24 protein-coding genes and 1 pseudogene are annotated in these 23,657 nt (G+C 69.4%); 6 read left to right on the forward strand and 19 right to left on the reverse strand.

What is annotated here, in order from left to right; genetic code table 11:
* Positions 1–72: 72 nt before the first annotated feature.
* From DP939_RS19285 to DP939_RS19295, 3 genes are read right to left on the reverse strand one after another with little or no spacing between them, the layout of a single operon-like run.
* The gene (locus DP939_RS19285) at positions 73–990 is read right to left on the reverse strand and encodes a helix-turn-helix domain-containing protein (RefSeq protein ID WP_113982107.1); all 918 of its coding nucleotides are present in this window, start codon (positions 988–990) and stop codon (positions 73–75) included.
* The gene (locus DP939_RS19290) at positions 905–1,450 is read right to left on the reverse strand and encodes a DUF6879 family protein (protein ID WP_225878355.1); all 546 of its coding nucleotides are present in this window, start codon (positions 1,448–1,450) and stop codon (positions 905–907) included. The genes DP939_RS19285 and DP939_RS19290 overlap by 86 nt, the downstream gene beginning before the upstream one ends.
* Positions 1,451–1,455: 5 nt before the next feature.
* Positions 1,456–1,692, reverse strand: a complete 237-nt coding sequence (locus DP939_RS19295) for a hypothetical protein (RefSeq protein WP_113982109.1) — start codon at positions 1,690–1,692, stop codon at positions 1,456–1,458.
* Positions 1,693–2,088: 396 nt separating this feature from the next.
* Here DP939_RS19295 and DP939_RS19300 point away from each other — a divergent pair, with 396 nt between their 5' ends.
* Positions 2,089–2,472, forward strand: a complete 384-nt coding sequence (locus DP939_RS19300; protein WP_113982110.1) for a peptidase inhibitor family I36 protein — start codon at positions 2,089–2,091, stop codon at positions 2,470–2,472.
* Between the two features lie 168 nt (positions 2,473–2,640).
* Here the strand turns inward: DP939_RS19300 and DP939_RS19305 are convergent, their stop codons facing one another.
* Together DP939_RS19305 and DP939_RS19310 are read right to left on the reverse strand one after the other, a co-directional pair.
* Positions 2,641–4,614, reverse strand: a complete 1,974-nt coding sequence (locus tag DP939_RS19305) for a glycosyltransferase family 2 protein (protein WP_113982111.1) — start codon at positions 4,612–4,614, stop codon at positions 2,641–2,643.
* A 139-nt stretch (positions 4,615–4,753) separates the two neighbouring features.
* Positions 4,754–5,530, reverse strand: a complete 777-nt coding sequence (locus DP939_RS19310) for an aggregation-promoting factor C-terminal-like domain-containing protein (RefSeq protein WP_225878356.1) — start codon at positions 5,528–5,530, stop codon at positions 4,754–4,756.
* A 330-nt stretch (positions 5,531–5,860) separates the two neighbouring features.
* Between DP939_RS19310 and DP939_RS19315 the strand changes: the two genes are divergently transcribed.
* The 3 genes from DP939_RS19315 to DP939_RS19325 are packed head-to-tail and all read left to right on the forward strand — an operon-like array spanning position 5,861 to position 8,540.
* Entirely contained in the window at positions 5,861–6,535 is a 675-nt protein-coding gene (locus DP939_RS19315; protein ID WP_113982112.1) for a response regulator transcription factor, read from the forward strand.
* The gene (locus DP939_RS19320) at positions 6,532–7,986 is read left to right on the forward strand and encodes a sensor histidine kinase (protein WP_225878357.1); all 1,455 of its coding nucleotides are present in this window, start codon (positions 6,532–6,534) and stop codon (positions 7,984–7,986) included. Before DP939_RS19315 ends, DP939_RS19320 begins: the two co-directional genes overlap by 4 nt.
* Positions 7,987–7,991: 5 nt before the next feature.
* Positions 7,992–8,540 (forward strand): hypothetical protein, encoded by a 549-nt coding sequence (locus DP939_RS19325; RefSeq protein ID WP_113982114.1) that lies wholly within the window; start codon positions 7,992–7,994, stop codon positions 8,538–8,540.
* A 15-nt stretch (positions 8,541–8,555) separates the two neighbouring features.
* Here the strand turns inward: DP939_RS19325 and DP939_RS19330 are convergent, their stop codons facing one another.
* From DP939_RS19330 to DP939_RS19360, 7 genes and pseudogenes are all read right to left on the reverse strand, one after another.
* Complete coding sequence (locus DP939_RS19330) at positions 8,556–9,824, reverse strand: PhoH family protein (RefSeq protein WP_199565275.1); 1,269 nt, start codon at positions 9,822–9,824, stop codon at positions 8,556–8,558.
* A 320-nt stretch (positions 9,825–10,144) separates the two neighbouring features.
* Positions 10,145–10,906, reverse strand: coding sequence for an isoprenyl transferase (locus DP939_RS19335; protein ID WP_111171153.1), 762 nt, complete (start codon positions 10,904–10,906; stop codon positions 10,145–10,147).
* Between the two features lie 158 nt (positions 10,907–11,064).
* Positions 11,065–11,937 carry a TIGR04222 domain-containing membrane protein gene (locus DP939_RS19340; protein ID WP_147268047.1) on the reverse strand — a complete coding sequence of 291 codons (873 nt, stop codon included), beginning with the start codon at positions 11,935–11,937 and terminating at the stop codon, positions 11,065–11,067.
* 102 nt (positions 11,938–12,039) lie between these two features.
* Positions 12,040–13,833 carry a phosphoenolpyruvate carboxykinase (GTP) gene (locus tag DP939_RS19345; RefSeq protein ID WP_113982117.1) on the reverse strand — a complete coding sequence of 598 codons (1,794 nt, stop codon included), beginning with the start codon at positions 13,831–13,833 and terminating at the stop codon, positions 12,040–12,042.
* A gap of 407 nt (positions 13,834–14,240) precedes the next feature.
* Complete coding sequence (locus tag DP939_RS19350) at positions 14,241–14,768, reverse strand: hypothetical protein (RefSeq protein WP_113982118.1); 528 nt, start codon at positions 14,766–14,768, stop codon at positions 14,241–14,243.
* A 254-nt stretch (positions 14,769–15,022) separates the two neighbouring features.
* Positions 15,023–15,637, reverse strand: coding sequence for a transglutaminase domain-containing protein (locus DP939_RS19355; RefSeq protein ID WP_199565263.1), 615 nt, complete (start codon positions 15,635–15,637; stop codon positions 15,023–15,025).
* A 251-nt stretch (positions 15,638–15,888) separates the two neighbouring features.
* A pseudogene (locus DP939_RS19360) lies at positions 15,889–16,545 on the reverse strand (serine hydrolase domain-containing protein); the annotation flags it as partial.
* A 193-nt stretch (positions 16,546–16,738) separates the two neighbouring features.
* Between DP939_RS19360 and DP939_RS19365 the strand changes: the two are divergent.
* Positions 16,739–17,167 carry a GNAT family N-acetyltransferase gene (locus DP939_RS19365; protein ID WP_225878360.1) on the forward strand — a complete coding sequence of 143 codons (429 nt, stop codon included), beginning with the start codon at positions 16,739–16,741 and terminating at the stop codon, positions 17,165–17,167.
* Here the strand turns inward: DP939_RS19365 and DP939_RS19370 are convergent.
* From DP939_RS19370 to DP939_RS19395, 6 genes are all read right to left on the reverse strand, one after another.
* Positions 17,158–18,726 (reverse strand): asparagine synthase-related protein, encoded by a 1,569-nt coding sequence (locus DP939_RS19370; RefSeq protein WP_113982120.1) that lies wholly within the window; start codon positions 18,724–18,726, stop codon positions 17,158–17,160. The genes DP939_RS19365 and DP939_RS19370 overlap by 10 nt on opposite strands.
* A 99-nt stretch (positions 18,727–18,825) precedes the next feature.
* Positions 18,826–19,014: a hypothetical protein gene (locus tag DP939_RS19375; RefSeq protein WP_113982121.1), complete on the reverse strand. Its 189-nt coding sequence runs from the start codon at positions 19,012–19,014 to the stop codon at positions 18,826–18,828.
* A gap of 143 nt (positions 19,015–19,157) precedes the next feature.
* Positions 19,158–20,360 (reverse strand): M20 family metallopeptidase, encoded by a 1,203-nt coding sequence (locus tag DP939_RS19380; protein ID WP_113982122.1) that lies wholly within the window; start codon positions 20,358–20,360, stop codon positions 19,158–19,160.
* Positions 20,357–21,058 (reverse strand): XRE family transcriptional regulator, encoded by a 702-nt coding sequence (locus DP939_RS19385; RefSeq protein WP_199565264.1) that lies wholly within the window; start codon positions 21,056–21,058, stop codon positions 20,357–20,359. The genes DP939_RS19380 and DP939_RS19385 overlap by 4 nt, the downstream gene beginning before the upstream one ends.
* Before the next feature lie 224 nt (positions 21,059–21,282).
* The gene (locus DP939_RS19390) at positions 21,283–21,492 is read right to left on the reverse strand and encodes a DUF1048 domain-containing protein (protein ID WP_113982123.1); all 210 of its coding nucleotides are present in this window, start codon (positions 21,490–21,492) and stop codon (positions 21,283–21,285) included.
* Positions 21,489–21,818, reverse strand: a complete 330-nt coding sequence (locus DP939_RS19395; protein WP_113982124.1) for a PadR family transcriptional regulator — start codon at positions 21,816–21,818, stop codon at positions 21,489–21,491. Before DP939_RS19395 ends, DP939_RS19390 begins: the two co-directional genes overlap by 4 nt.
* A gap of 182 nt (positions 21,819–22,000) precedes the next feature.
* On the opposite strand from DP939_RS19395, the gene DP939_RS19400 reads away from it, so the two are divergent.
* Entirely contained in the window at positions 22,001–22,738 is a 738-nt protein-coding gene (locus DP939_RS19400; protein WP_113982125.1) for a carbon-nitrogen hydrolase family protein, read from the forward strand.
* Here DP939_RS19400 and DP939_RS19405 read toward each other — a convergent pair.
* Positions 22,716–23,585: an LLM class F420-dependent oxidoreductase gene (locus DP939_RS19405; protein ID WP_113982126.1), complete on the reverse strand. Its 870-nt coding sequence runs from the start codon at positions 23,583–23,585 to the stop codon at positions 22,716–22,718. The genes DP939_RS19400 and DP939_RS19405 overlap by 23 nt on opposite strands.
* Between the last annotated feature and the right edge of the window lie 72 nt (positions 23,586–23,657).

The following is a 23,657-nucleotide window of genomic DNA, read 5'->3' on the forward strand; positions in this document are numbered from 1 at the left end:
AGAAAAGGCCGTAGTGGATAGAAAATTTCTTCGGGTTTCTCGAAATACTCGAGGCTGGTGAATGGCCAGAAATCAGTCGCCATCTTCCCGGGGTTCAGAGGCGAGATCGTCAATGACCCGGTTGATGATCGCTCGGGCACCGCGGCCGTAACTGGCGGCTCCGGCCAGGCTTTCGAAGATGCCGCCGTAGAGCGCGATCTCCTGCGGTTGGGCAAGGTTCAACTCGGCCGAGAAGGTCTCGACCATCACGCGGTCGTTGTCCAGCAACCAGAAGCCGTGGGCAGGCGCGACCACATAGGCCGTCTCAAACGCGACGATGCCGAGCTTCGCGTTCGGCAGGGCCGACAGCGACACGAGGCGATCGAGCTGGCCGAGCATGATCTCTGGTGGGCACAACCGGTATCGGAGGGCCGCCTCGGTCAGCACGAAATGGAAGCGCTTGTCAGGTCGGTACAGGATGTCCTGCCGCCGCACACGCGCGGCCACCGCTTCGTCAATGTCGTTTCTGACCTTGAAGACCGTGATGCTCTGCGCGAAGCGGTAACGGGCGTACTCCGCCGTCTGAAGCAGGCCAGGGATGAAGGTGGACTCGAACACCCGGAACAGCCGCGTCTCGGCATTGATCTCCGCGATCTCTTGCTGGTGCGGCTTCAGACCGACGCGAAGCTGTCGTTGCCACTCCGCGTGCTGGACTTCGAGGGTATGCAGGGAGGCGAGCAAGGCTTCGGTCTCACCCTCACTACCCGTGGCCCGCGTCCAATCACGGATGTCGTCGTCGGTCGGCGTCTGCTTGCCGTTCTCCAGCTTCGACACCTTGGACGGTGGCCACGACAAGGACTCCGCGAGCGCACGACCGCTGAGTCCTGCGGCGGTGCGGAGTTCGCGGAGTCGTTTGCCGAGAGCATCACGTGCCTCGTGAACGCTGGTGATGCTGGTCGTTCGCTTCGGCGGCAAAGTCGTCCCGTCGTACGGCTCGGTGCCAAGCCGCATCTCGCCAGTAGTTGTGCTGCACGATCTCGGCGGGATCCTCGATCAGTTCGCCGCCCAGGAAGTTCTCGTCGTCGTCGAAGTGCATCCGCACCAGCTTGGACGAGTCGAACAACCAGTAGTCGTAGTCCGGCAGGCCAGAGGCGTCGTCACGCCTCAAGTACCTGATGTCCTCGCCGGCCTCGTTGGTGTACTCCGAGCAGAAGATGCCGAAGCGGCTGTAGTCGGTGAGTGGTGTACTCACGACTCGGACTCGTGAGAACCGCCGACCCGCCGCAGTCGCCTCCCGAATCATGCTCAACCAGTTCTGGAACCACCCCATGTCCACGGGCACACCCGCCGTGAACTGGTCGAGCGCCTCGGCCTCGTTCGCGGACTTGTAGAGGTCGCGCGTCTCCAATCGGAAGGCGGTGTGCTCGAACCTCCGGAAGAGCCGACCGAACTCGGGGCCGGGCTCGATCATCCGACTCAGCCCCGACCCTCGTCGTCCAGGTAGCGGAGCACGTACATCTTGAGCACCTCTTCCGGAATCTCGATCAGAGCCTCGTGGTCGGGTACCTCACCCACGTCTGCGAGTGCCTGCGGGTCAATGACCTTCCAACCCTGCGCGATGTAGGTGACGCGGTCGGTGCGATCGGTGGCGAACAGAGTGGGTGACTGTCCCTCCTGGGACTCCGGGTCCTTGCCGAGGAAGGTGGCGCGCATGGAGCCTCCTTGCTAGAAACCTAGCGAACCGTTCTCCGCATGGTGCCCCCTAGAGCTGGGAGCGTCAAGCATGGCCAGGACGGCGGAAAAGGGGCGAACGAGGTCGGGCCACGGCCCCGAAGGAGTCGTGGAGCACGAACGCGAGGCGACGGGCCGTGCGCCGGATGGCCGGTACGGGACCAGGAAGTGTGTGTGGATATCAAATGGACAGAAAATGGGCTTGCCGCTGGATATCCACCGGGTGCATTCTTTCCGCACTCCACAGGCGCCGTGCGGCGTGAGCGCGCCCCAAGGATCGGGACGATGCCGGTAGGTACGCATGAACGAGGCGCACTTCCCGCACCCACGAGCCATGGCCCAGCCACATGCGGCACGGACACGAGCGAATGGTGAAAAGTGAAAAAGCGAAAGACCCTGCTCGCCGGCGCGATAGCGGTGGCCTGCGCGATGACCACCTTGGGCACCGCGGCACCGGCTCAGGCCAAGGCCACGGCCTGGGACTTCTGCAACCCGGGCATGATATGCCTCTATCAGCACGTCGAAGGCAAGGGAGCCATGAAGGCGTGGGGTGAGCGCGACCGCGAGGTATTGAACGTCGGCAGCGACTGGAACGACAGGACGTCTTCCATCTGGAATCGCAGCAGCATGACGGTTTGCTTCTACGAGCACAGAAACCTTGACGGGGTGAGGATTATCTTGGATCCGGGTCGCTGGGCGGACAGGCTTTACGAGCTCAATGACCGTATCAGCTCATGGACCACATACATGTCGGTTTGCTGATGGCCGCGCCGCTATCTGCCGGACGTTTTCGGGCCTGGTGTCATAGCGTGCCGTAGAAGGCCCCTGGGTGACCGAGACGCCGCCACCGTTCTGGTTCTTGAGGCGTGAGGGCGCTGAAAGGTCAGGCGGTGGCCGCTTTCGTATCGACGGCCGCCGTGCCGGCCCCGCTCAGAAGCGGCGGAGGAGGCGGCGGGGGTCGTTGAGGGTGGTGAGGACGCGGCGGTGGAAAGGGGTGGGGGGCGGGGTGCCGGCGGGGCGGATGGCGGGGCGGCCGGTGCGAGTGATGTCCATGGTGAAGTGGAGGGGGATCTCGCGTTCGGAGGTGCGGAGGGCCGGGGTCCAGGAGCCGGGGCCGAGGGCGCCCGCGGCCGGGAGGCGGCGGATCGGGACGCGGGCGGCGAGCTGACCCGCCAGTCTGCCGGGTTCGCCGGGTTCGCCGGGTTCGACCAGGCCGGGGGCGGTGACCTCGCGGGAGCCGTTGCGCAGGATCAGTTCCACGGGCGGGCCGCCGCTCGGCGGCACGTACGGCACCGGTACGACCACGAACAGGTGCCCGTCCCGCCGTACGACCGAGGACCCCGGTGACACCAGGGCGATGGACTCGGCATACGAGCGCGGGTCCACGCACACCTGAAGGGTCCCCTTATCCGACCAGAACGGGACGATGAGCCGCTTGGGGTGGTCGGCGACCGCGCCCGCGCAGGCGTGCCCCGCGTCCGTGCCGTGCGGGCGGCCGGTGGCCCCGCCGGGGCGGCCCCCCGTGACGCGGGCCCTGGCGTGGTAGGAGCCGCCCTGCATCCTCGCGTGGATCTCCCACATGCCCCGGTCCAGCGGATGCCCCACGGCGACCGTGGAGACGTCCAGGCGGGCCTCCCCGGCCAGTACCAGCCGCACCTCGTCGCCGTCGCCCTTGACGTGGATCTCGCTCGTCGTGGGCACCGCGAACATCTCCCCCGTCTCCTCGTGCCGCACGAAGACGTGCATCCGTGCCCGCGCCACCGCGTCGCCGACCTCCGTGAGCGCCGGAGGCAGCAGCAGCGGGTCGATGTCGGCGGGCGGGACCCAGTACAGCCGCTCGTCGGCCACCTGGAACCACAGCGGCGACCCGTCGGCCTGGGTCAGTTCGCCCGCGAGGGACAGGTTGAGCACGCCGTGCTCCCAGCGGGCCTCGCGCAGCGCCACGCGCATGCCGACGCCGCGCGTGATGCCCGCCAGGATGGCGAGCTGGTCCAGGCGTCCGGCCCGCAGCAGTACGGCCACCGCGCGCAGGTGGACCGGCAGCAGCGGGTCCAGCCGGGACGGGAAGCGGCGTACGGACAGTTCGCGCATCGCGCCGTACATCTCGGCCCGGTCCTTGGAGGAGGCCAGGAACCTGCCGGTGGAGAACGGCCGTAGCACCACCGTGCGGAACCAGTGGGCGTACATGCGGTCGCGCTGCCTGCCCGGCGGCGTGTGGTCGTCCACGATGTCGAGCAGCGCGTCGAGTTCGGCGGCGGCGTCGGCGGGCCGCTGCTCGCGGCGCGGCCGGGGGGTGACCCGGCAGCACACCGACTCGGCGACCACCGTGACGACCTTGGCCGCCAGGTACGCGCGCAGCACGAACGTCTCCTCGGCCAGCGGGCCGCCGCGCTCGTCGAAGCGCAGCCCGTGCTCCTCCAGGAAGGCCCGCCGGTAGAGCTTGTGCGGAGTGAGCTGGGTGAGCAGCCGGTCGCGCAGGATGTCGGCGCGGTCGCGGTCCACCTGGGCCACCGCGGGCGGCAGGCCGCCGTCCTTGACGACCCGCCCGGCCAGTACGTCGGCCTCGGCCGCCACCGCCCGCTCGTACATCAGCCGCACCACCCCGGGCGGCATCCGGTCGCCCTGGTCGATCAGGTAGACGTACTCGCCCTGGGCGGCGGCCAGGCCCGCGTTGCGCGCCCGCATCGGCCAGCCCGCCCGCGGCAGGTGCAGTACCTGTACGTGGGGCCGGCCCACGGCCATGGCGTCGAGCCGGGACGCCACACCGGGGGCCGATCCGGCATCGACGAGGATCACCTCGTAGTCGTCCGGTGGGAACGTCTGCTCAAGCACCGAGCGGATGCCCGCGTCCGCGTCTTGCCCGGGATCGCGGACCGGCATCACCACGCTGACCTTCACACCCATGCCGGCAAGCCTGCGCGCGCACGGGGCCCGGCGCACTGCGGCTTGCCGACCCGGGCGGGAAGCACGGCGTGTGCATACCCGCCCTTGGGCCGTGAATTACCCCCGGCGCGTACCGGGCCTCAGCACTCAGTACCGGCCCTCAGTACCAGCCCACCGACTGGGAGTGGCCCCAGGCACCACAGGGCGAGCCGTACCGGCCCTTGATGTAGCCGAGCCCCCACTTGATCTGGGTGGCCGGGTTGGTCTGCCAGTCGCCGCCCGCGCTGGCCATCTTGGAGCCGGGCAGTGACTGCGGGATGCCGTACGCGCCGCTGTAGCGGTTCATCGCCCGCTCGTTCCAGCCGCTCTCCTTGTGCCAGAGCTTCTCCAGGCAGCCCCACTCGGCGCCGAACCCGGCCGCGGCGTTCATCTCCTTGCCGATGGCCTTGTTGCTGCCGGGGTCGGGGTTGGAGCCCTGCGGGAAGTTCTTCGGCAGGAAGCCGTCGCCGCCGGGGGCCTCCTCGGCGATCTTGACGTTGTCCAGCGGGTCGCGGCCCTTCCTGCGGTCCTCAAGGACGCGCCGGCGCATCGCCTGGGCCGCGGCGGCCTTCTGGACGTCGGCCTCGGCGTCGGGGGCGAACGGGTCGCCGCCGAACAGCTTGGCCCATTCCTCCAGCGGCGGCGGCGCGGACACCGGGCGCTTGGAGTTCTCGTAGGCGGTGTAGGCGACGAAGCCGCCGCCTCCGACGATCACCACCAGGGTGACGCCGAGGATGATGACGCGCTTCGGGGACAGCCATGACGCGCCGCGCGGACGTTTCGGGGGCGGCGGGGAGGCGGGGGAGGCGGCGCCGCGACCGGAGCGCTGGGTGCTCCTGCGGCGGCCCCGGGTCCCTTGGGACGCGGCGCGCTCTCTCAACTCCGGACCTGAACTCACGACCTATGAGCATGCCGTGAACCAGGGGGTACTCCGCAACCGGAACGGCGGAATTGGGCCGCCCGGGCAAGCGACCGTTCACCGCTTGGATGATCTAGTCGCGCGATGACATGGACTTTCCCGGCGAGTGTGATGTTCGCCACATTATGCTTACCCTGCCGCCAGGAAACACTGCCCGATGCACGAAAAGCGGTCCCCCCTTCGGAACCCCCGAGCCCGAAGGACGGACCCCCCACCAGACTTGCCGCCCTCTATCCGCATTGCATGGGTGATATGTCACAGTTCCGTGACACACGACGGCGGCACTGACCGGCGAACCATAATGACCGCGTGGCTGGCATCCTCCTCGTTGAAGACGATCCCTCGGTGCGCACGGCGCTGGAGCTGGCCCTGTCGCGGCAGGGCCACTCGGTGACCGCCTTCACCACCGGCGAAGAGGCCCTGGACCACATACGCGCCCGCCGCCCCGAGATCGCCATTCTCGACGTGATGCTGCCCGGCATCGACGGCGTCGAGGTGTGCCGCCGCATCCGCAGGTTCGACCAGCTCCCGGTGATATTGCTCACCGCCAGGGGCGACGACCTGGACGTGGTGGTGGGCCTGGAGGCAGGGGCCGACGACTACGTCGTCAAACCGGTCGAGCCGCGGGTGCTCGACGCCCGCATCCGGGCGGTACTCCGCCGCGCGGAGTCGGCCTCCTCCGACCGGATCGCGTTCGGCGACCTGGTGATCGACCGCGGCGCGCTGAAGGTGACCCGCGCCGGGCGGGAGATCCACCTGACGCCCACCGAGCTGCGGCTGCTGCTCGAACTCGTCCGCCACCCCGGCCAGGTCCTCAACCGCCGCCACCTGCTACGCGTGGTGTGGGACCACTCCCACATCGCCGACTCACGCCTGGTGGACGCCTGCGTCCAGCGGGTCCGGGCCAAGATCGAGCCGGTGCCCGCCGAACCGGTGTTCATCCACACGGTCCGCGGGTTCGGCTACCGCTTCAGCCCGCCGTGAAGAACCTCCGGCACGCGCTGGGGGTGCTCAGGCGGGCCCGGCAACGGCCGACCGGGCTGCGCGGCCGGTTGGTGATCACCTTCGCCCTGGTCGCGATCAGCGCCTCCGCGCTGGTCGCCGGGATCGGGTACACGCTGGTCAAGACCGCGCTGGTGAACCGCACCGAGCGGGCCGCGGTGTCCGACGTGTCCAACACCCTGGAGCAGATCTCGGTCCCGATCGGCGCGCTGTGGCCGGGCGAGCTGCCGCCCGCCGGCGAGGATCTGAGCGCCGTGCACAGGTCGCTGCGCGCCCCCGGCCGCGAGGTGATCCTCACCTACCAGGAGGCGATCTACTCGGCCGAGCACATGACGCTCGACGACGTGCCCTACGAGCTGGAGGTGCGGGCCAGGCACCGGATCGTGTCCCAGCGCAAGATGATCGACGGGCGGACGTGGCTGGTCATCGGCACCCAGGTGCAGCGGCTGGCCAGGAACGGCGCGATCCTGCCGACCGGGATGACGGTGTACGTCTTCGTCTCCCTCGCCGACGAGCAGCGCATCCTGGCCGACCTGCGCGAGGGCCTGGCGAAGGCGGGCGCGATCACACTCATCGTGGGGCTCACCGGCGCGCTGCTGTCGGCCCGGCGGGTACTGCTGCCGGTCCGCCGGCTCGGCCTGGCCGCCCGCGCGCTCGGCGAGGGCCGCCTGGACACCCGCCTGCCGGTACACGGCAGCGACGAGCTGGCGCGGCTCACCGCGACGTTCAACGAGTCGGCCTCGGCGCTGGAGAAGAGCGTCACCGAACTCCGCTCGCTGGAGGCCATCTCGCGGCGCTTCGTCGCCGACGTCTCCCACGAGCTGCGCACCCCGCTCGCGGCCATGACCGCGGTCACCGACATGCTCCAGGAGGAGGCCGAACGCCTCCCGCCGGAACCGGCCAAGGCGGTACGGCTGGTCCTCGGCGAGATCGCCCGGCTGCGCGTGCTCGTCGAGCACCTGATCGAGGCCAGCCGCCTGGACGCGGGCACCGCCACCCTGCGCGTCGAGCGGGTCAACATCGCCGACGTGCTGGCCGACTGCCTGGAGGTGCGCGGCTGGGGAGACCAGGTGCGGGTGAACGTCTCCGAGGGGCTGGCGTTCACCCTGGACCCGCGGCGGTTCGACGTCATCGTGGCCAACCTGGTGGGCAACGCGCTGCGGCACGGCGCGCCCCCGGTACTGCTCAGCGCCCGTGGCACGCCCAACGGGCTGGAGGTCAAAGTGCGCGATCACGGCAAGGGGATCTCGGTGGAGGACCTGCCGCACGTGTTCGACCGGTTCTTCAAGGCCGAGGCGGGGCGGGCGCGCAGCGAGGGCAGCGGGCTCGGGCTGTCCATCGCCAGGGCCAACGCCCGGTTGCACGGCGGCACGATCTCGGTACGGCGGCAGGACCCCGGCACGCTGTTCACGGTCTGGCTGCCGAACGCATGAGGCTCATGAAACGGGCGCGGTGGATGGCGGCGGCACTGCTGCTGGCCGCACCGCTGGGGTGCGGCATCGAGGCGGGCGGCGTCGCCGACCACGGGCACGCGCCCGTGGTCAGCTTCGAGCCGACCTTCATCACCGTCTACCTGCTGCGCGGGCAGCGCCTCGCGCCCGCCAGGGTGTCGGCGGCCTCCAACACCATCGAGGACATCGTGACCGCGCTGTTCAAGGCGAGCGACCGGCTGCCGCCCGGCATGGATTCGGACCTGCGCGGGTTCACCCTGCGCGACAGCCAGCTCAGCAGGTACGGCCAGGTCGCCAGGAACGACCCCGACATGCCGCGCGGGTTCCGGCTGCACATCTTCGTCGTCGGCGAGGGCGAGCTGAGCCGGACCGCGCAGGCCCAGCTCACCTGCACCACCGCCGGGCTGCGCAGCCGGGAGATCTGGCTCGTGCAGATCACCCAGATGGAGCCCGACGGCGCCCCGCACCCCCGGGGAGAGTACGTGTGCAGCGACTTCAGAGACCTGGCCTCGCCGGACACGCAGCTCCCCCCGTGACGACCCTCCGGCCGCTCAGGCGGTGAGGTCCTCCAGCATTTCGGTGACCAGGGCCGCGATCGGCGAACGCTCGGACCTGGTCAGCGTGACGTGCGCGAACAGCGGGTGGCCCTTGAGCTTCTCCACGACCGCGACCACGCCGTCGTGCCGGCCCACCCGCAGGTTGTCGCGCTGGGCGACGTCGTGGGTGAGCACCACGCGGGAGTTGGCGCCGATCCGCGACAGCACGGTCAGCAGCACCCCGCGCTCCAGCGACTGGGCCTCGTCCACGATCACGAACGCGTCGTGCAGCGACCGGCCGCGGATGTGGGTCAGCGGCAGGACCTCCAGCATGCCCCGCTCGATGACCTCCTCGATCACTTCGGGCGTGGTCACCGCGCCGAGCGTGTCGAAGACGGCCTGCGCCCAGGGCCCCATCTTCTCGTTCTCGGTGCCGGGGAGGTAGCCGAGCTCCTGCCCGCCCACCGCGTACAGCGGCCGGAAGACCACCACCTTGCGGTGCTGGCGGCGCTCCAGGACCGCCTCAAGGCCCGCGCACAGCGCCAGCGCGGACTTGCCGGTACCGGCCCTGCCGCCCATCGACACGATGCCGACCTCGGGGTCCATCAGCAGGTCGAGCGCGATCCGCTGTTCGGCGGAACGGCCGTGCAGCCCGAACACCTCGCGGTCGCCGCGTACCAGCTTCACCGACTTGTCCGGCGCGACCCTGCCCAGCGCCGAGCCCTGCGCGGCGAGCAGCCGCAGGCCCGTGTGACAGGGCAGCTCGGCCGCCTCGGGCAGCTCCAGCGTGCCGTGCTCGAACAGGGCGGCGATGTCCTCGCCGGTCACCTGTATTTCGGTCATGCCCGTCCACCCGGACTCGGCGACCAGCTCGGCGCGGTACTCCTCGGCGACCAGACCGATCGACGCGGCCTTGATCCGCATCGGCAGGTCCTTGGAAACGAGCACCACATCGCATCCCTCGGCCGCGAGCGAACGCGCGACGGTGAGGATGCGGGTGTCGTTGTCGCCGAGCCGGAATCCGGCCGGCAGGATCGACGGGTCGCTGTGGTTGAGCTCCACCCGCACGGTGCCCTCGCCGATCGGCATGGGCTCGTCCAGCCTGCCGTGCGTTATCCGAAGGTCGTCGAGGTAGCGCAGCGCCTTGCGGGCGAAGTAGCCCAGTTCAGGATGGTGACGCTTGGCCTCAAGCTCGGTGATGACGACGATCGGCAGGACTACCTCGTGCTCGGCGAAGCGGGTCATCGCCGCCGGGTCGGCGAGCAGGACCGAGGTGTCCAGCACGTAGGTGCGCCGCGCGGGGCGGCTGCCGTTGGGTAGATGGGTCGAGGACACTGCCACGCGATCTCCCCCGGGCGCCTTCTTGGGGTCGACGCCCTGACCAGATGAGGTGGGATTCGTACCGGACCCGGCCCCGCGCTCCACCGCCGGCGAAGCCGGAGTCCGGCCCCCTCAGCAGGTGTGTTGCGCAACAGCGGGCCCTCTCCGAAGCGGGCGGACGCTGCCGCCCGCCTTCTACGGTACGTCCTGAACAGCCGGTTCCCAATATGCCGAACCGGACTGAAAGGGGCAGTTCACGTGCCGTTTCCGGCACGGACGCCGACTCAGGAGCCGTACCGCCGGTGCCGCGCGGCGTAGGAGCGGAGTGCCCGCAAGAAGTCGACCCTACGGAAATCGGGCCAGTAGGCCTCGCAGAAGTAGAACTCCGAGTGGGCGCTCTGCCAGAGCAGGAAGCCGGAGAGCCGCTGCTCCCCCGAGGTCCGGATGACCAGATCCGGGTCGGGCAGTCCGCGCGTGTAGAGATGCTCCGCGATGTGCTCGACATCGAGAACCTCCACGAGATCCTCGATACTCGCCCCCGTGCTGGCGTGCTCCTGGAGGAGAGAGCGCACCGCATCAGCGATCTCACGTCTTCCTCCATACCCAACCGCCACGTTCACAATCAGCCCGGGGCGGTCGGAGGTGACTTCTTTTGCATTTTTCAGGACATGTGCGGTGTGATCCGGCAGAAGGTCCAAAGCGCCCACGGGTTTGATGTGCCACCCGGTCGCGACCAGCTCCTGCACCACGTCCTCGATGATCTTGAGTAGCGGCTCCAGTTCGTTCTTGGGACGGGCCAGGTTGTCACTGGACAGCATCCAGATCGTGACGAACTCGACACCGGCGTCCCGGCACCAGGTGACGAGTTCGGAGATCTTGTCGGCGCCCTTGCGGTGGCCGCGGCTGACGTCGTCCAGGCCCATCGAGCGCGCCCAGCGGCGATTGCCGTCGATGATGACGCCCACATGCCGGGGGATCATGTCAGGCGCGAGCCTGGTGCCCAGCCTGCGTTCGTACAGGCGGTAGAGCAGATCACGCACGCCCACGGGAATCCTCCCCTCCGGCCACCGCCCTCACCGCGCGGAGCCACGCCCGGATGACAGGCGATACGACACAGGCAATTATCGCCGCCTCCGGGGGTCTCCTGTCCCCACAATCGGTCAGGTGACGGAGATCCGCCACCCCCGGCGGGGAACCGGAAGGGTCACTCGCCGCCCCCGCCGTCCCCGTCTCCGCCGCTGCCGCCGTCGCCACCGTCGCTCCAGCCACCGACCTCGTCACCGTCCCCGGACTTGTCCCGCCCGTCGCGGGTCAGCTCACGGCGCAGACTCGCGTCACGAAGCTCGCCCGGACCGTACAGGGCGACCGGCATCCCCACCTCGTGGACGACCCCGGGCGCGACCGGCGGGCCGCCCTCGCGGTAGACGTCCCGCGCCGCGGCGAGTTCGGCGTCGCCCGCGGCGCTCACCGCGTTGCGCCGGTCGCCGTTCGCCTCTGAGGCGACGGCGTGGGCGTGCAGCGCGAAGCCCAGCACGACGACCCCCAGCACGACGGACGGCACCGACACGCCGCCCAGCCCCGCGACGATCACGGCGACCACCAGAGCCGCCCGCGAGATCCTGCCCAGCCTGCGCAGCGCACGGCCGACCGGCGCGTACACCTGCTCGGAGATGAGCATGCCGCGGCCCGCCAGGTCGTGGCGCAGGCCCTCCAGCACCGGCCCGCGCGCCACCTCGCCGCGGATCGCGGCCACCTTGATCCGGCCGGGGCGCGCGGCGACCGCGTCGAGCACGGCCAGCTCGACCGGATCGTAGGACGCCGCGCCGCGCGCCAGACCGACCCGGCCGCCCCGGGCGATCTCGATCGCCCGGGTCATGGCCAGCGTCGCCAGCGCGGTGACCACGACCCTGCGCGGCCCGCCCGCCAGGAAGGCGATCTGGTAGTGGTTCAGGTCGCCCCGTGCCTGGCGGACGTCGGCGGCGGGGAGCAGCCGCCGGATCTTCGTCCTGGTGGACACCGTGGCGACGTAGGTCATCGCCGCCATGGCGAGGGCGAGCATCGCGGACACCCAAATCACCGACGTCTCCCTGAGTTGAAAGGCCAGGACCGGTTACAGCTCAGTGAGACGCCACGGCAGACGGAAAAGTTCGCCTGCGGGACAAAGAACGGCGGCGTGGGTTCAGCCCAGGCGCTTCACCAGCGCGTGGTACTCGTCCCACAGTTCCTTGGGCAGGTGGTCGCCGAAGGTCTCGAAGTGCGGCGGGATCAGCGCGGCCTCCTCCTTCCACGCCTCCGGGTCCACCGACAGCAGCGTGTCGAGGGCCTGCTCGGAGATGTCCAGCCCGTCGGTGTCCAGCCGGTCCGGTACCAGCCCGATCGGCGTGCTCACGGCCTCGGCCTCGCCGTTGAGCCGTTCGACGATCCACTTGAGCACCCGGCTGTTCTCGCCGAACCCCGGCCACAGGAACGAGCCGTCCGCGCCCTTGCGGAACCAGTTGACGTAGTAGATCCGCGGCAGGTCCGCGCCCTGGCGGCGGCCGACCTCCAGCCAGTGGGCGAAGTAGTCGCCCATGTTGTAGCCGCAGAACGGCAGCATCGCGAACGGGTCGCGGCGCAGTTCGCCGACCTTGCCCTCGGCCGCCGCGGTCTTCTCCGAGGCGACGTTCGCGCCCAGGAACACGCCTTGCTGCCAGCTCAGCGCCTCGGTGACCAGCGGCACCGCGGTGGCCCGCCGGCCGCCGAACAGGATCGCCGAGATCGGCACGCCCGCCGGGTCCTGCCACTCGGGGGCGATCGTCGGGCACTGCGCGGCCGGGGTGGTGAACCGGGCGTTGGGGTGGGCGGCGGGCTCGTCGCTCTCCGGGGTCCAGGAGCGGCCCTTCCAGTCGGTGAGGTGGGCGGGCGGCTCGTCCGTCAGGCCCTCCCACCACACGTCGCCGTCGTCGGTCAGGGCGACATTGGTGAAGATGCTGTTGCCCCACAGGGTCTTGATCGCGTTGGCGTTGGTGGTCTCGCCGGTGCCCGGCGCGACGCCGAAGAACCCGGCCTCGGGGTTGATCGCGTACAGCCGGCCGTCCTCGCCGTAGCGCATCCAGGCGATGTCGTCGCCGATCGTCTCGACCTTCCAGCCCGGGATGGTCGGCGCGAGCATGGCGAGGTTGGTCTTGCCGCAGGCGCTCGGGAAGGCCGCCGCGATGTACCGGGCCTCGCCGCTCGGCGGGGTCAGCTTCAGGACGAGCATGTGCTCGGCCAGCCAGCCCTCGTCGCGGGCCATGACGCTGGCGATCCGCAGCGCGTAGCACTTCTTGCCGAGCAGCGCGTTGCCGCCGTAGCCCGAGCCGTAGGACCAGATCTCGCGCGTCTCGGGGAAGTGGCTGATGTACTTGGTGTCGCTGCACGGCCACGGCACGTCGGCCTGGCCGGGCGCGAGCGGCGCGCCCACCGAGTGGACGCATTTGACGAAGTCGCCGCGCTCCTCGATCAGCCGCAGCGCCGGCTCGCCCATGCGCGTCATGACGCGCATGGACACCACGACGTACGGCGAGTCGGTGATCTCCACGCCGAGCTGGGAGATGTTCCCGCCCAGCGGGCCCATGCAGAACGGCACGACGTACATCGTGCGGCCGCGCATGCACCCCTGGAACAGTTCGCCGAAGGTGCGGCGCATCTCGCCGGGGGCGACCCAGTTGTTCGTCGGCCCGGCGTCCTCCTCGCGTTCGGAGCAGATGAACGTGCGGCTTTCCACCCGCGCCACGTCGGTCGGGTCGGAGGCGGCGTAGAAGCTGTTCTGCCGCTTGGCCAGCCTGGTGAAGGTGCCCTGCTCGACCAGCAGGTTGGTCAGGCGGGTCCACTCGGCCTCCGACCCGTCGCACCACTCGATGCGGTCAGGCTCGGTCAGCGCGGCGATCTCGTGGACCCACGCGACCAGTTCGGCGTGGGTCGTCGGGGCGGGTGCCTCAACGGAAAGGGTCACAGCGACGGCTCCTCTACACTCGCGTGGCCAAGACATCATCAACGACAATTCCGCGGTCGATCCAATTGGCTTAGACCAGTGCCTGGTCTGGCCAGGAACGACCAGCGGGTTTCGCAACGCCTTGTCGATCGATAAACCTGCCTGGGTCGAATTCCTGCCACATCCCCTGCATCGCAGGAGGTCAGAACGCCGAACCGGCGGCGTCCTCACCGTGATCCGGGGACTCTACCCAGTTGTCCGCGAGTTAAAGAAAAGCCGCTGAGTAATTGGTATAAACCAGTGGCTGCGGTCTAAACCAATCCGGTAAGAGGTTTAGTCCAGACGACTCACCGATTCGCCTGCGCACCGGCCGTTCGGCGGGAGGGTGAACGGGGGGTGACGCGGGGGCGGCGCACGTCGTCAGGGGGTCAGGAATCGATGTCGGGACCGGCCGCGCGGACCCGGTCCACATGCTGGAGCGCGTCCCTCAGTTCGGCCAGCCACGAATCGGTGTGCCGGCCGACCAGGCGCACGCACCAGGCGAGGGCGTCGCTCCTGCTCCTGGCCACTCCGGCGGCCACCAGGGTGTCCAGGACCTGACGCTCGGACTGGCGCAGGCGGGTCATCACCGGCACCGAAAGTGTGGTGAACATCACTGTCTCGCCGTCGATGGAGACCCCCCACGACACCTTCTTGCGGAACCGGTGCTCGACCTCGCGGGCGATGGCCATCCGCCGCTCCCGGGTCTCCTCCCGGAACCGCCGTACCAGCCCTTCGGCGGCGGCGGCCCGCTCAGCGTCCGGAGCGCCGTCGGGGGTGGCCGGCACGGCGAGCGGGCCGATGACGGTGATCTCCTCACGATCGAGCACGATCTCCGGCGCACTGGTGAACCAGTCGCCGGGCAACCGGCCGGTGAACCATCCACGTAGTTGACTGATTGCTTCGTCGCTTTCCATGTAATCGAGATTACATCGCTTTCCGGAAAGCGGTAGCCCGCAACGCTGATGGCGAACAGAGGAGGGCTTTACCGCGAATGGCCGAGGGGAGCCAGCACGCCCGCACGGCGTTGGCGCGGCCGGCGTGGGGTCAGCCCAGTGGGACACCTTCCTGAAGGCGATCCGCGCCGGGACCGCCCTAGGGATCGACTAAAGACATGGTCACCAGACCCATCGGGCCTCCGCCATCTGCGGAGGCCTTCTTTGTCGAGGGATCACGCTGAATGGAGGCTGAGTACGGGGTCGGCCAGCCAGCGGGCGGGTGGGCACAGGGTTTGGCCGTGGGTGCGGAACAGTTCGTCTCGGGAGTTGAAGTAGCCCAGGTCAGCGCGGACGTTGGCGGACAGGTCGCAGCTCGGTGAGGAAGCGCCGTCCCAGTCCACGGCCGTTCGGGTGATGGCCTCGAAGAGGGTTTCGGCGCCGCTGTTGGTGAAGCCGGTGGTCAGGCAGAGACCGTCGTAAAGCTCGGAGATCGGGACCCAGGTCCGCTCGATCAGGAACTCCGGCCAGGCCAGGATGACATCGGCCGGGACCACGGCTCGTAGCCGTGGGAAACGCGGGTACCAGAACGTCCCGTCGATGACCCGCCCGCGTACTCGGGTCGCCATACCGTGCGCACGGGCCACGGCTTCCAGTACGGCCATGCGCTGGCTGCACGAGCCCCGCCCACGGGCGAGCGTCACGGAGGCGGGCTGCTCGTCGTTCACCGCATACACCGGGCGGATTCGTTCGCCGATCAGCCGGTGTGCGGATTTCAGCAGGTCGCGCTGAGAGGGGCACGCATTCGCCTGCGTGGCGAGCTGGGCGGTCTTCTCCGCGCAGGCCGCCAAATCACGAACGCGCGGATGGTGCCAGTTGAGGATCGGGGTAGGAGTAATACCGCCTTGGGCCGTCGTCGGGGGCGCCGCCGCCTCGCGCCGCCGACACCAGGGCCCGAGTAATCGCGAGGTCACAAGACCACCTCATCCAATGGGCTTTTCAACTCCGGCCTTCATTGTGCATCGCGAATGGTGGTAGCCGGCGCTCGGGATGGTGAGCAGTGGGCCCTGCCGTACTAAAGAACCCCGAGCCGAGCGGCGGATCAGTCGTCTACCACCTGGTAGAGCGTGGTCCAGAAGTCGTGCATGGCCCGTGCCGAATCCGGGGTGGACATCCCGACCTGGGTGAGCAGGATGCCGATGAGCCTGTTGTCCGGATCGGCGTAAGTGGAGGTGCCCGTACCGCCGTCCCAGCCGAACTGGCCGATCAGCGCGAAGTCGCCACGGTACGTGCGCACCGCCATCCCGAACCCCCAGCCGCCGTGCTGCCCCGTGCCATATGACACGTGAACGAAGTTGCGGGCCAAGGTTTCGCGGGCCGCCAGTTGCTCGGCCGGGAGGCGGTTGGTGGTCATCAACTCGACGGCAGGCCGGGAAAGGATCCACTGGCGTCCGTGCCGCCCTCCGTTGAGCAGCATCCGGAAGTACGCGTGATAGTCATCGACGGTCGAGGTCAGCCCGCCGCCGCCCGACTGAAAGGCCGGGGGCGTACTGTAGCGTCCGCCCACGGCCTCGCCCCAGATGATCATTTCGCCGGCCCGCGGGTCGGGCGCGTAGCTGGGCGGCAGCCGGTCGATCTTGGCGGCGAGCACGCCCAGCAGGTCGTTGCTGATGTGGTACTGCCACTGCTCTTCGGGCTGAGACATCAGCGGCAGCGTGCCGAGGTGGCGCATCCACTCGTCCGGCTCGGGCGTCGGCTCGCCCGCGGCAGCGTGTTCGTCTCCCCGCACGATGCGACCGCCGGTCTGGGCCCGGACCGTGTTTGGCGAGTGCCCGGCCGGGCCGCACGGCAGGATGGAGTTCGTGTTGGTGATGCGGCCCGCGACTGCTGCTGATCGTCCTGCGGCGCGGGAGATGATCTCTGCGCGGTGCGCGTGGATGGAGGAGCGCGGGATGCCATCGTGGCGAGCACGGCTGGACGACCTGGTGTCGCACTGCGACAACCGGTACGGCGATGTGTGGGTGCTGGAGAAGGACGGCCAGCGGATCATCGGGCGGACCACCTTGCAGGAGCACGGGCCCCCGTGGGGCTGGACAGAACAAGAGAAGGCCGAGCCGTCGCTGTACATGAGCACCTCGGTGACGGACCCGGCCTTTCGTGCTATCAAGCCGGGGAGGCTGATGGCCTGGTGGGCGGTAGATCGCGCGGCGGAGCTGGGGCTCACGTGGGTACGGCGCGACTGCCTGCTCCCCGAGCTCGCCAAGTACTACCTGACCCAGGGCTATGACCTGGTCCGCGAAGCCGACTTCAAGGGCCACCGGCTGTTCATGATGGCCCGCGAGGCCGGACGGCTCGACCTCTCGGAGCTGCTTCACACATAGGCGGCCGCGGCCAGGTGCAGGTCGACGACCTGAAGGAGCTTGGCGTGGAACTCCTCGTCGTAGGGCTCGTCGGTGACGGCGGAGATGGTGGCCTTCAGCCCGTCGGGGTCGATCAGGCGAGCGTCGATGAGCGGGGATCCGTCGGCCAGCATCCGCTCCAGGAGCGGGATTCCGTAGGTCTTGAGGGAGTGTTCAACGAGCCAGACGAACGACTCGCGCTCGACCGGGTTGCAGACCTCGTCACTGAGGCCGAGTGCCGCCATCTGGCGGCGCTGGAGGTTCTTGAACTCCCGCCAGTGCAGCGGGAGCTGCTCACCGAGGCCGATCATGGCAGGGTGGGTGAACGGGTGGATCGGCCAGACCCCCGCGCGGAGCAGCGGGGGCGCCGTGGTCTCCAGGGACAGCAGGGTGATCGCGTTCACGATCGCGGGCGGCGCGATGGCGTCGTCGCTGTAGCGCAGGGCCGTACGGGCATCGGGGCCGAGCCAGGGCAGTTGGTCGGTGATATGGGCGTTGGCCGCGGCGACCGCCTCGGACTCCTCGGGTGACAGCGCGACCATCTCGTCCCCGCCGAGCCCGGTCACCAGAGCGTTTCCGTGATCGGCTATCAGGCCGGTGAGGCGATGAAAGGGCAGGAACAGCGGCTCCTCGTACGGGCTGATCGCCTCGCCTCGGACGCGCGGGCAGTCAGGGTGCAGGGGTGGGGCGTCGGCGCAGTCGATGAGCAGGTCGGTTTCGCCGAACGGCAAAGCGGCGCGCATCTGGGCACGGCGCCGGTCCTGCTGGGCGCGGCCGGCACCGATGACCTGGAGCGCGGCGGTGGTGATCTGGCCGGGGCGGCGGACGGCCGCGCGGGTGGCGATAACGCCGGAGTCGAACCCGCCGCTCAGATGGAAGACGGTGGCCGCCGGGTCGAGCGGGCGCAGGTCCAGGGCTGCATCGATGGTCTGGGTGAGGGCGGCCAGGACGTCGCCGTCCGGGGCGAGATCGCGGGGCCGGAGGTGCAGGGCCGGTTCGGGGTAATGCAGGTGCAGTGCTCCGCCGAAGACGGCCTTTGCGCGCTCGGTGAGCCGGCCGATGCCGGTGAAGAGCGTCTCGGAGCCGTAGCGCGGCTGGTAGATCAGCAGCCTCGCCGCCTCGCGCGGGCTGATCCCGGTCACGAACGGTTTGAGGTCGGCCATCTCCCACGAGCCGTGCAGCACTCCGCCGTCCTCGGCGAGGTACAAAGGTGTGGTCCGGGCGGCTCCGGCAGTGACCTCGACAGGATGCTCGGAACGGGTCTCGACCAGGACGACGTCCGCGGGCCACCTGGTGGCCAGGGACCTGGCCTGGTCGTAAGCGCGGGGCTCGACGGCCCGCGGGGCGGGATGCGCCGGGCCGCGGCCGCTGAGTCGTTCGCGCACGGTGATGAGGGTGCGGGTGCCGTCGGTGACGGCCAGATGCTCCAGCATTGGGTGGATGAACGGGGCGATCCGGCTGGTCTGGTCCGCAGTGGTGTATGCGGTTCCGGTCCAGGCCCAGTTGGCCGAGGCGTAGGGGGTGAGGCGAAAGGTGAGCACGCGCGTTCCTCCAAGCAGGGGATGCGGGCCCGGCCGGTGGGGCGACCGGGCCCGCGCTCTCCAGACGAGCGTTGACGACGGGCGTTGACGACGGATCGATCAGGTGATGGGGGTGTCGTAGGTCTGGGCGCCATCGGAGGAACCGGACCGCTTCTTGGTCTGGTGCGCGTCGATGGGGGTCTGGACGATCAGAACGACCGGGCCGGCGAACAGAGCGTCGGCGACGCCGGAGGTGGCCTCCGGCGGGGCGAGGTCGTCCAAGGCGGGGTCGAGCAGCAGACTGCTCATCACTTCCTCCCGGGGAAGTCAGGGGCTGTCATCTGCACGATCGCCCGCCCCTGCGGAAACCTCCAGCGGTCCGGTTGCCGGTCGTTTACCGGCGATGTTGCGGCCGTTTGCCGTCAGCAGTCCCATCCCCGCTGGTCACGCGGTCAGGGACGGAAAAGTGCGTCTAGGGCGAGGTGGTAGGCAGCCTGCACAGGTTCGATCGTGTCCAGGCGGATCCGCTCGTCGGTGGCGTGCAGGCCGGCATGGTCGACGCCGAAGCCAGCCGTGGCGGGGATGCCCAGGCCGGCGAGATAGTTCCCGATGTTCGACGGTCCGGCGATCTTCGCGGTCGGCGCCAGCCGGACGGCATGGGCCGCGTCCAGGAGAGCGGCTCGTAGCGCAGAGGCCGCCGGGAGGGCGTATTCGGGCCAGCGGGTAGTGAAGTCGATGCTCGTGCTGCGGGTTTGGGGCCATGCCGTGTCGATGGCGACCGCTTGGGCCTGGAGCACCTCGGCGGCTTGCCGCTGGGTGAAGGCCGGCGTGAGGCGGATATCGACGTTCAGGACGCACAGGTCCGGGATGGTGGAGTAGCCCTGGCCTCCGGTGATGGCGGTGACGGTGAGCTTACCGGGCAGCGGAAACGCCTCGCCGGCCGTGGCCGGAAGGTCGAGGGCGTGCAGCGCCGACACCAGTTGCGCGGCCTTGGCGATCGCACTGGGCGACGCCGACCGGGAGCCCGAGTGCGCGGCAACGCCGTGCACGCTGATCCGCGCTCGCAGGACGCCGCGTCCGCCGATGACGACATGGTCGATCCCGGGATAGCCGATCATCACGCCGTCCACCCGCTGAGGCCCCTGCGGGTCCTCGAAGAAGGCCTTCGCGCCGCCGAACCCGCCGGTGTGTTCATCGACGTCGAACAACAAGACCAGGCTCCCCCCCAGGGCGCCGACGTTGGTGTTCCAGCGGGCGGCCAGGTGGGCGAAGATCGCCGCGCCGACCTTGGAATCGCTGGTCCCGCGGCCGTACATCCACCCTCCGGCCACGTCACCGGACGTCGGTGGACGGCTCCAGGCCGTCTCGTCGCCGAACGGGGCGGTGTCCAGGCAGGCGTCCAGCACATAGCGGGGACCGGCCGGGTCACCGACGACCTCGCTGACCAACGCCACGGGCTCGCCGCCGGTGCCGGTGAGCCGGCGGGTAGGCAGGCCATGCCCATGCAGCCAAGCCTCCATGCACTCCAGCACCGGGCCGTAGGAGTCGATGCCGCCGCGGCTGGGCAGGCGCACCAGGTCGTGGGTCAGGGCAATGACGCTGTCACGATCGTCGGCGGCGAACTTCAGAGCTTCGGCGACGGTCTGGCGGGTCATGAGGTCGCCTCTCGCTTCCGTACGACTTCGAGGACACCGACGGCCTCGGGGGTCTCGATGCGGCGGGCGGCGGCGTAGGCCTGCCTGCCGTGATCCAGCAGCCGGCTCGCCTCCGCCCGGCCCAGGCTGATCCCCGAGTCGAACGCCTCCAATGAGGTGAGCGATGGTATCGGAACAACCGCGCTCCGCTCGCTCGCGCAAAAGAACCGCTCCGGCGTCCCCAAGTCGTCCACAAGCCCGATGTTCAGCGTCTTAAGGCCATGACTGCGGTCAGCAGGATCACGAAGTTCCAGCAGCCGGACCAGGTGATCGGCGAGGACCTGATGGAAAGGGGGGCCGAATAGGACCCGGTAATGGACGAGAGTGGGCCGCTGCTCCAGCGCCTCCTCGATCGCCTTCAGATACGCCAGATCGCGAGACCGGGACCCCATCACCACCAGGCAATCCCGTGCGCCCTGCACCGTCGCCAGCAGCGCACGCCGTAGTTCCGGCACACTCGCCAGCAGCTTCGGCGCCGACCGCATCAAACCCTGGTCTTGGTGGGCGAACAGCACCTCGGGCGGCTGCCCGTAGATCTCGCACAGCGTCTTGCGGTGCCCCATGCTCGTGGCGTGCTGGTTCAGCTCCCATCCACTGACCATGCTCGGCGTCACCCCGGACTGGCCCCCCGCCGTCCGGAGGTCGATCTCCTCGACCACGTTCTCAAGCGTCCAATTCCGCGCCAGCCGCGCCAGCCGTAGCGGGGACGCCTCTCCCTCACCTCTCGGCGGACGACGAGGCATGACCGAACACCTCTGCCTTTGGCAATGCATTCCGGAGCTTCCCAGGACGCCATCATGACAAATCCAAGGCGCGTCCGATCACCGGTCGCGGCAAGACGGCTTGAGAAAGCCCCGACGAGCCTCCGATATGAACTCGCTCGTCAGGCTAGTTCCGGTGCGGCACGGTGTGCCGCGTCGCGGTCGCCGCCGGTCGGCACGAAGTGCATCATGTACTGCTCGATCGCCTCGACCGCCGCGCAATGATCCGGCGGAAGTCGCCTCACGCGCGCCTTGTACTCCCGCCAGCGCCGCGTGGGCCCGATCGCTTTTGCGAGAAGGCCGCCCTTTTCATCAGCATCGGACATGGTCACCTGTCTCCTTTGCGGAGCCGTTCGAGCCGTTCTGCGAGAAAGCTCCACGTCCTCCAGAATTCTTGGAGGTATTCCTGGCCCTGAACGTTGACGGAGTACACCTTGCGCGGCGGACCCTTGTCGGACGGGACCTTCTGCACATCGACGAGGCCACGTTGCTCGACCCTGACCAGCAGCGCGTAGATCGTGCCCTCGGCGATGTCGGTGAAGCCCTGGTCCCGCAGCCACGCCGTGATCTCGTAGCCGTAGGCGGGCCGTTGGGACAGGACCGCCAGGACGATCCCCTCCAGGGTGCCCTTGAGCATCTCGGTCGCCTGCTTGCCCATGGACCACTCTCTCTAGCTACTCAGTAATACTGACTACGGGATAGACAGTATACCGATCAGCGGTATATAGCAACACTGAATAGCTCGGGCCGCCGGCTGGGGCGGCTGGACCCGCTGCACCGGCTGTTCCGTGCCGCGTGGCCCCCCTATCGTGGGGCCCACGGACTCCCGAGGAGGGTGGCATGATCCTTTCCGCCGAAGGTGGCGTGATCACCATCGCCGTCGCCCAGCCCGTCTGCGCGCCCGCCGACGTCCCGGCCAACGTCGCGGCGCACGCCGAGATGATCCGCGCCGCCCGCGCCGACATCGTGCTCTTCCCCGAACTCTCCCTGACCGGCTACGAACTGGACGCGCCGCCGATCAGCCTGGGCGGGGACGGCTTGGGTGCCCTTGCCCTCATCGTCGAGGCGTGCGCCGCCACCGGCGCACTGGCGCTGGCCGGTGCGCCGGTCGAAGAGGACGGCCGTGAGTACATCGCGATGCTCGCTGTTGACGGCACGGCGGCGCGGGTCGCGTACCGGAAGATGTGGCCGGACGAGGCCGAGGGCCGCCGCTTCACGCCCGGACCGGCCCCGGCCGCGATCGAGGTCGGCGGCCGGCGGCTCGGCCTGGCGGTCTGCCGCGACTCGGGCATCCCGCGGCACGCCGCCGACACGGCGGCCCTGGGCATCGACGGCTACCTCGTCGGCGCCCTGTTCAGCCCTGGGGGCGCGGCGCAACGCGACGTGCGCATGCCCGAGATCGCGACGGAGTACGGGGTGTGGGTGGCCGTGGCGAGTTACGCCGGGGCGACCAGCGCGTACCCCGTGACCTCGGGCGGCTCGGGCGTCTGGGCACCGGACGGACGCCTCGTCACCCAGGCCGGTCCCGACGCCGGGACCTTCGTCGTGGCCAAGGTCAGTGCGAGCCGCCGGGAGTGAGCCCGAACCGCTGGGCGAAGTCCGAGAGTTCCCGGCGCTGGTCGTCCGGTTCGGTGGCGGCGGTACTGACCACGACACGGGTGACACCCTGCCCGGCCAGTTCCTGCACACGCTCGACAGGCATGTCCAGCGACCCGAACCGGGTGTACTCAAGTGTGTCCGGATCGCGTCCCGCCTCGGCGGCACTCGATCGGGCCAGTTCCCACTGAACGGCCCGCTCCTCCGCGGTCAGCGCACCCCCGGGAAAGAAGCCGTCACCGAGCCGCCCCGCCCGGCGGGCCGCCGCCTGGCTCGATCCGCCGACGTGCACGGGCAGCGTGGTGACCCCGAACGGCTTCGGGAAGCTGCACACCGCCTCGAAGGAGAAGAACTCGCCGTCGTGGTCCGCCCCCTGCTCCCCGCCCGCCCAGAGCGCCCGAAGTACGCGGATCGCCTCCTCGGCCCTGCGCCCGCGCCGGGCGAAGTCCACCCCCATCGCCTGCGCCTCACGCGGCAGGCTGCCCAGGCCCACGGTCAGCAGCCGCATCCGGCCCTTGGACAGGACGTCGATGGTGGCCAGCCGTTTGGCGAGCGTCACCGGGTGGTGGTAGGGCAGCAGCAGTACGGCGGTGCCGAGCAGGATCCGCTCGGTGGCGGCGGCCATGAAGGTCAGGCAGTCGAGCGGGTCGGCGTAAGGGAGGGCGGGGGGCAGCTCGAACGCCCCGACGGTGGCGCCGGGATGCAACACGATGTGCTCGGGCACGTACAGCGACTCGAACCCGCACTCTTCGGCGAGCTTGGCGAAGTTCGTCATCTTCTCCGGATCGACGCCGTAGTAGGGCGTGCTGTAGCTGATCCCGAACTTCATCCGGTTCTCTTCTCTCGCGACGGGTGCGGCGGCCGAGTACAGGTGTCAAGGTAGAACGTTGACACCGGCGTC

Source organism: Spongiactinospora rosea, from assembly GCF_003315795.1.
Classification (GTDB): Bacteria; Actinomycetota; Actinomycetes; order Streptosporangiales; family Streptosporangiaceae; genus Spongiactinospora; species Spongiactinospora rosea.

Coding starts and splice junctions, on each gene's coding strand:
- DP939_RS19285 (WP_113982107.1), bottom strand. CDS start 990: ATGCGGCTTGGCACCGAGCCGTACGACGGGACGACTTTGCCGCCGAAG.
- DP939_RS19290 (WP_225878355.1), bottom strand. CDS start 1,450: ATGATCGAGCCCGGCCCCGAGTTCGGTCGGCTCTTCCGGAGGTTCGAG.
- DP939_RS19295 (WP_113982109.1), bottom strand. CDS start 1,692: ATGCGCGCCACCTTCCTCGGCAAGGACCCGGAGTCCCAGGAGGGACAG.
- DP939_RS19305 (WP_113982111.1), bottom strand. CDS start 4,614: ATGGGTGTGAAGGTCAGCGTGGTGATGCCGGTCCGCGATCCCGGGCAA.
- DP939_RS19325 (WP_113982114.1), top strand. CDS start 7,992: ATGAAACGGGCGCGGTGGATGGCGGCGGCACTGCTGCTGGCCGCACCG.
- DP939_RS19350 (WP_113982118.1), bottom strand. CDS start 14,768: ATGGAAAGCGACGAAGCAATCAGTCAACTACGTGGATGGTTCACCGGC.
- DP939_RS19365 (WP_225878360.1), top strand. CDS start 16,739: ATGCCATCGTGGCGAGCACGGCTGGACGACCTGGTGTCGCACTGCGAC.
- DP939_RS19375 (WP_113982121.1), bottom strand. CDS start 19,014: ATGAGCAGTCTGCTGCTCGACCCCGCCTTGGACGACCTCGCCCCGCCG.
- DP939_RS19380 (WP_113982122.1), bottom strand. CDS start 20,360: ATGACCCGCCAGACCGTCGCCGAAGCTCTGAAGTTCGCCGCCGACGAT.
- DP939_RS19395 (WP_113982124.1), bottom strand. CDS start 21,818: ATGGGCAAGCAGGCGACCGAGATGCTCAAGGGCACCCTGGAGGGGATC.
- DP939_RS19400 (WP_113982125.1), top strand. CDS start 22,001: ATGATCCTTTCCGCCGAAGGTGGCGTGATCACCATCGCCGTCGCCCAG.
- DP939_RS19405 (WP_113982126.1), bottom strand. CDS start 23,585: ATGAAGTTCGGGATCAGCTACAGCACGCCCTACTACGGCGTCGATCCG.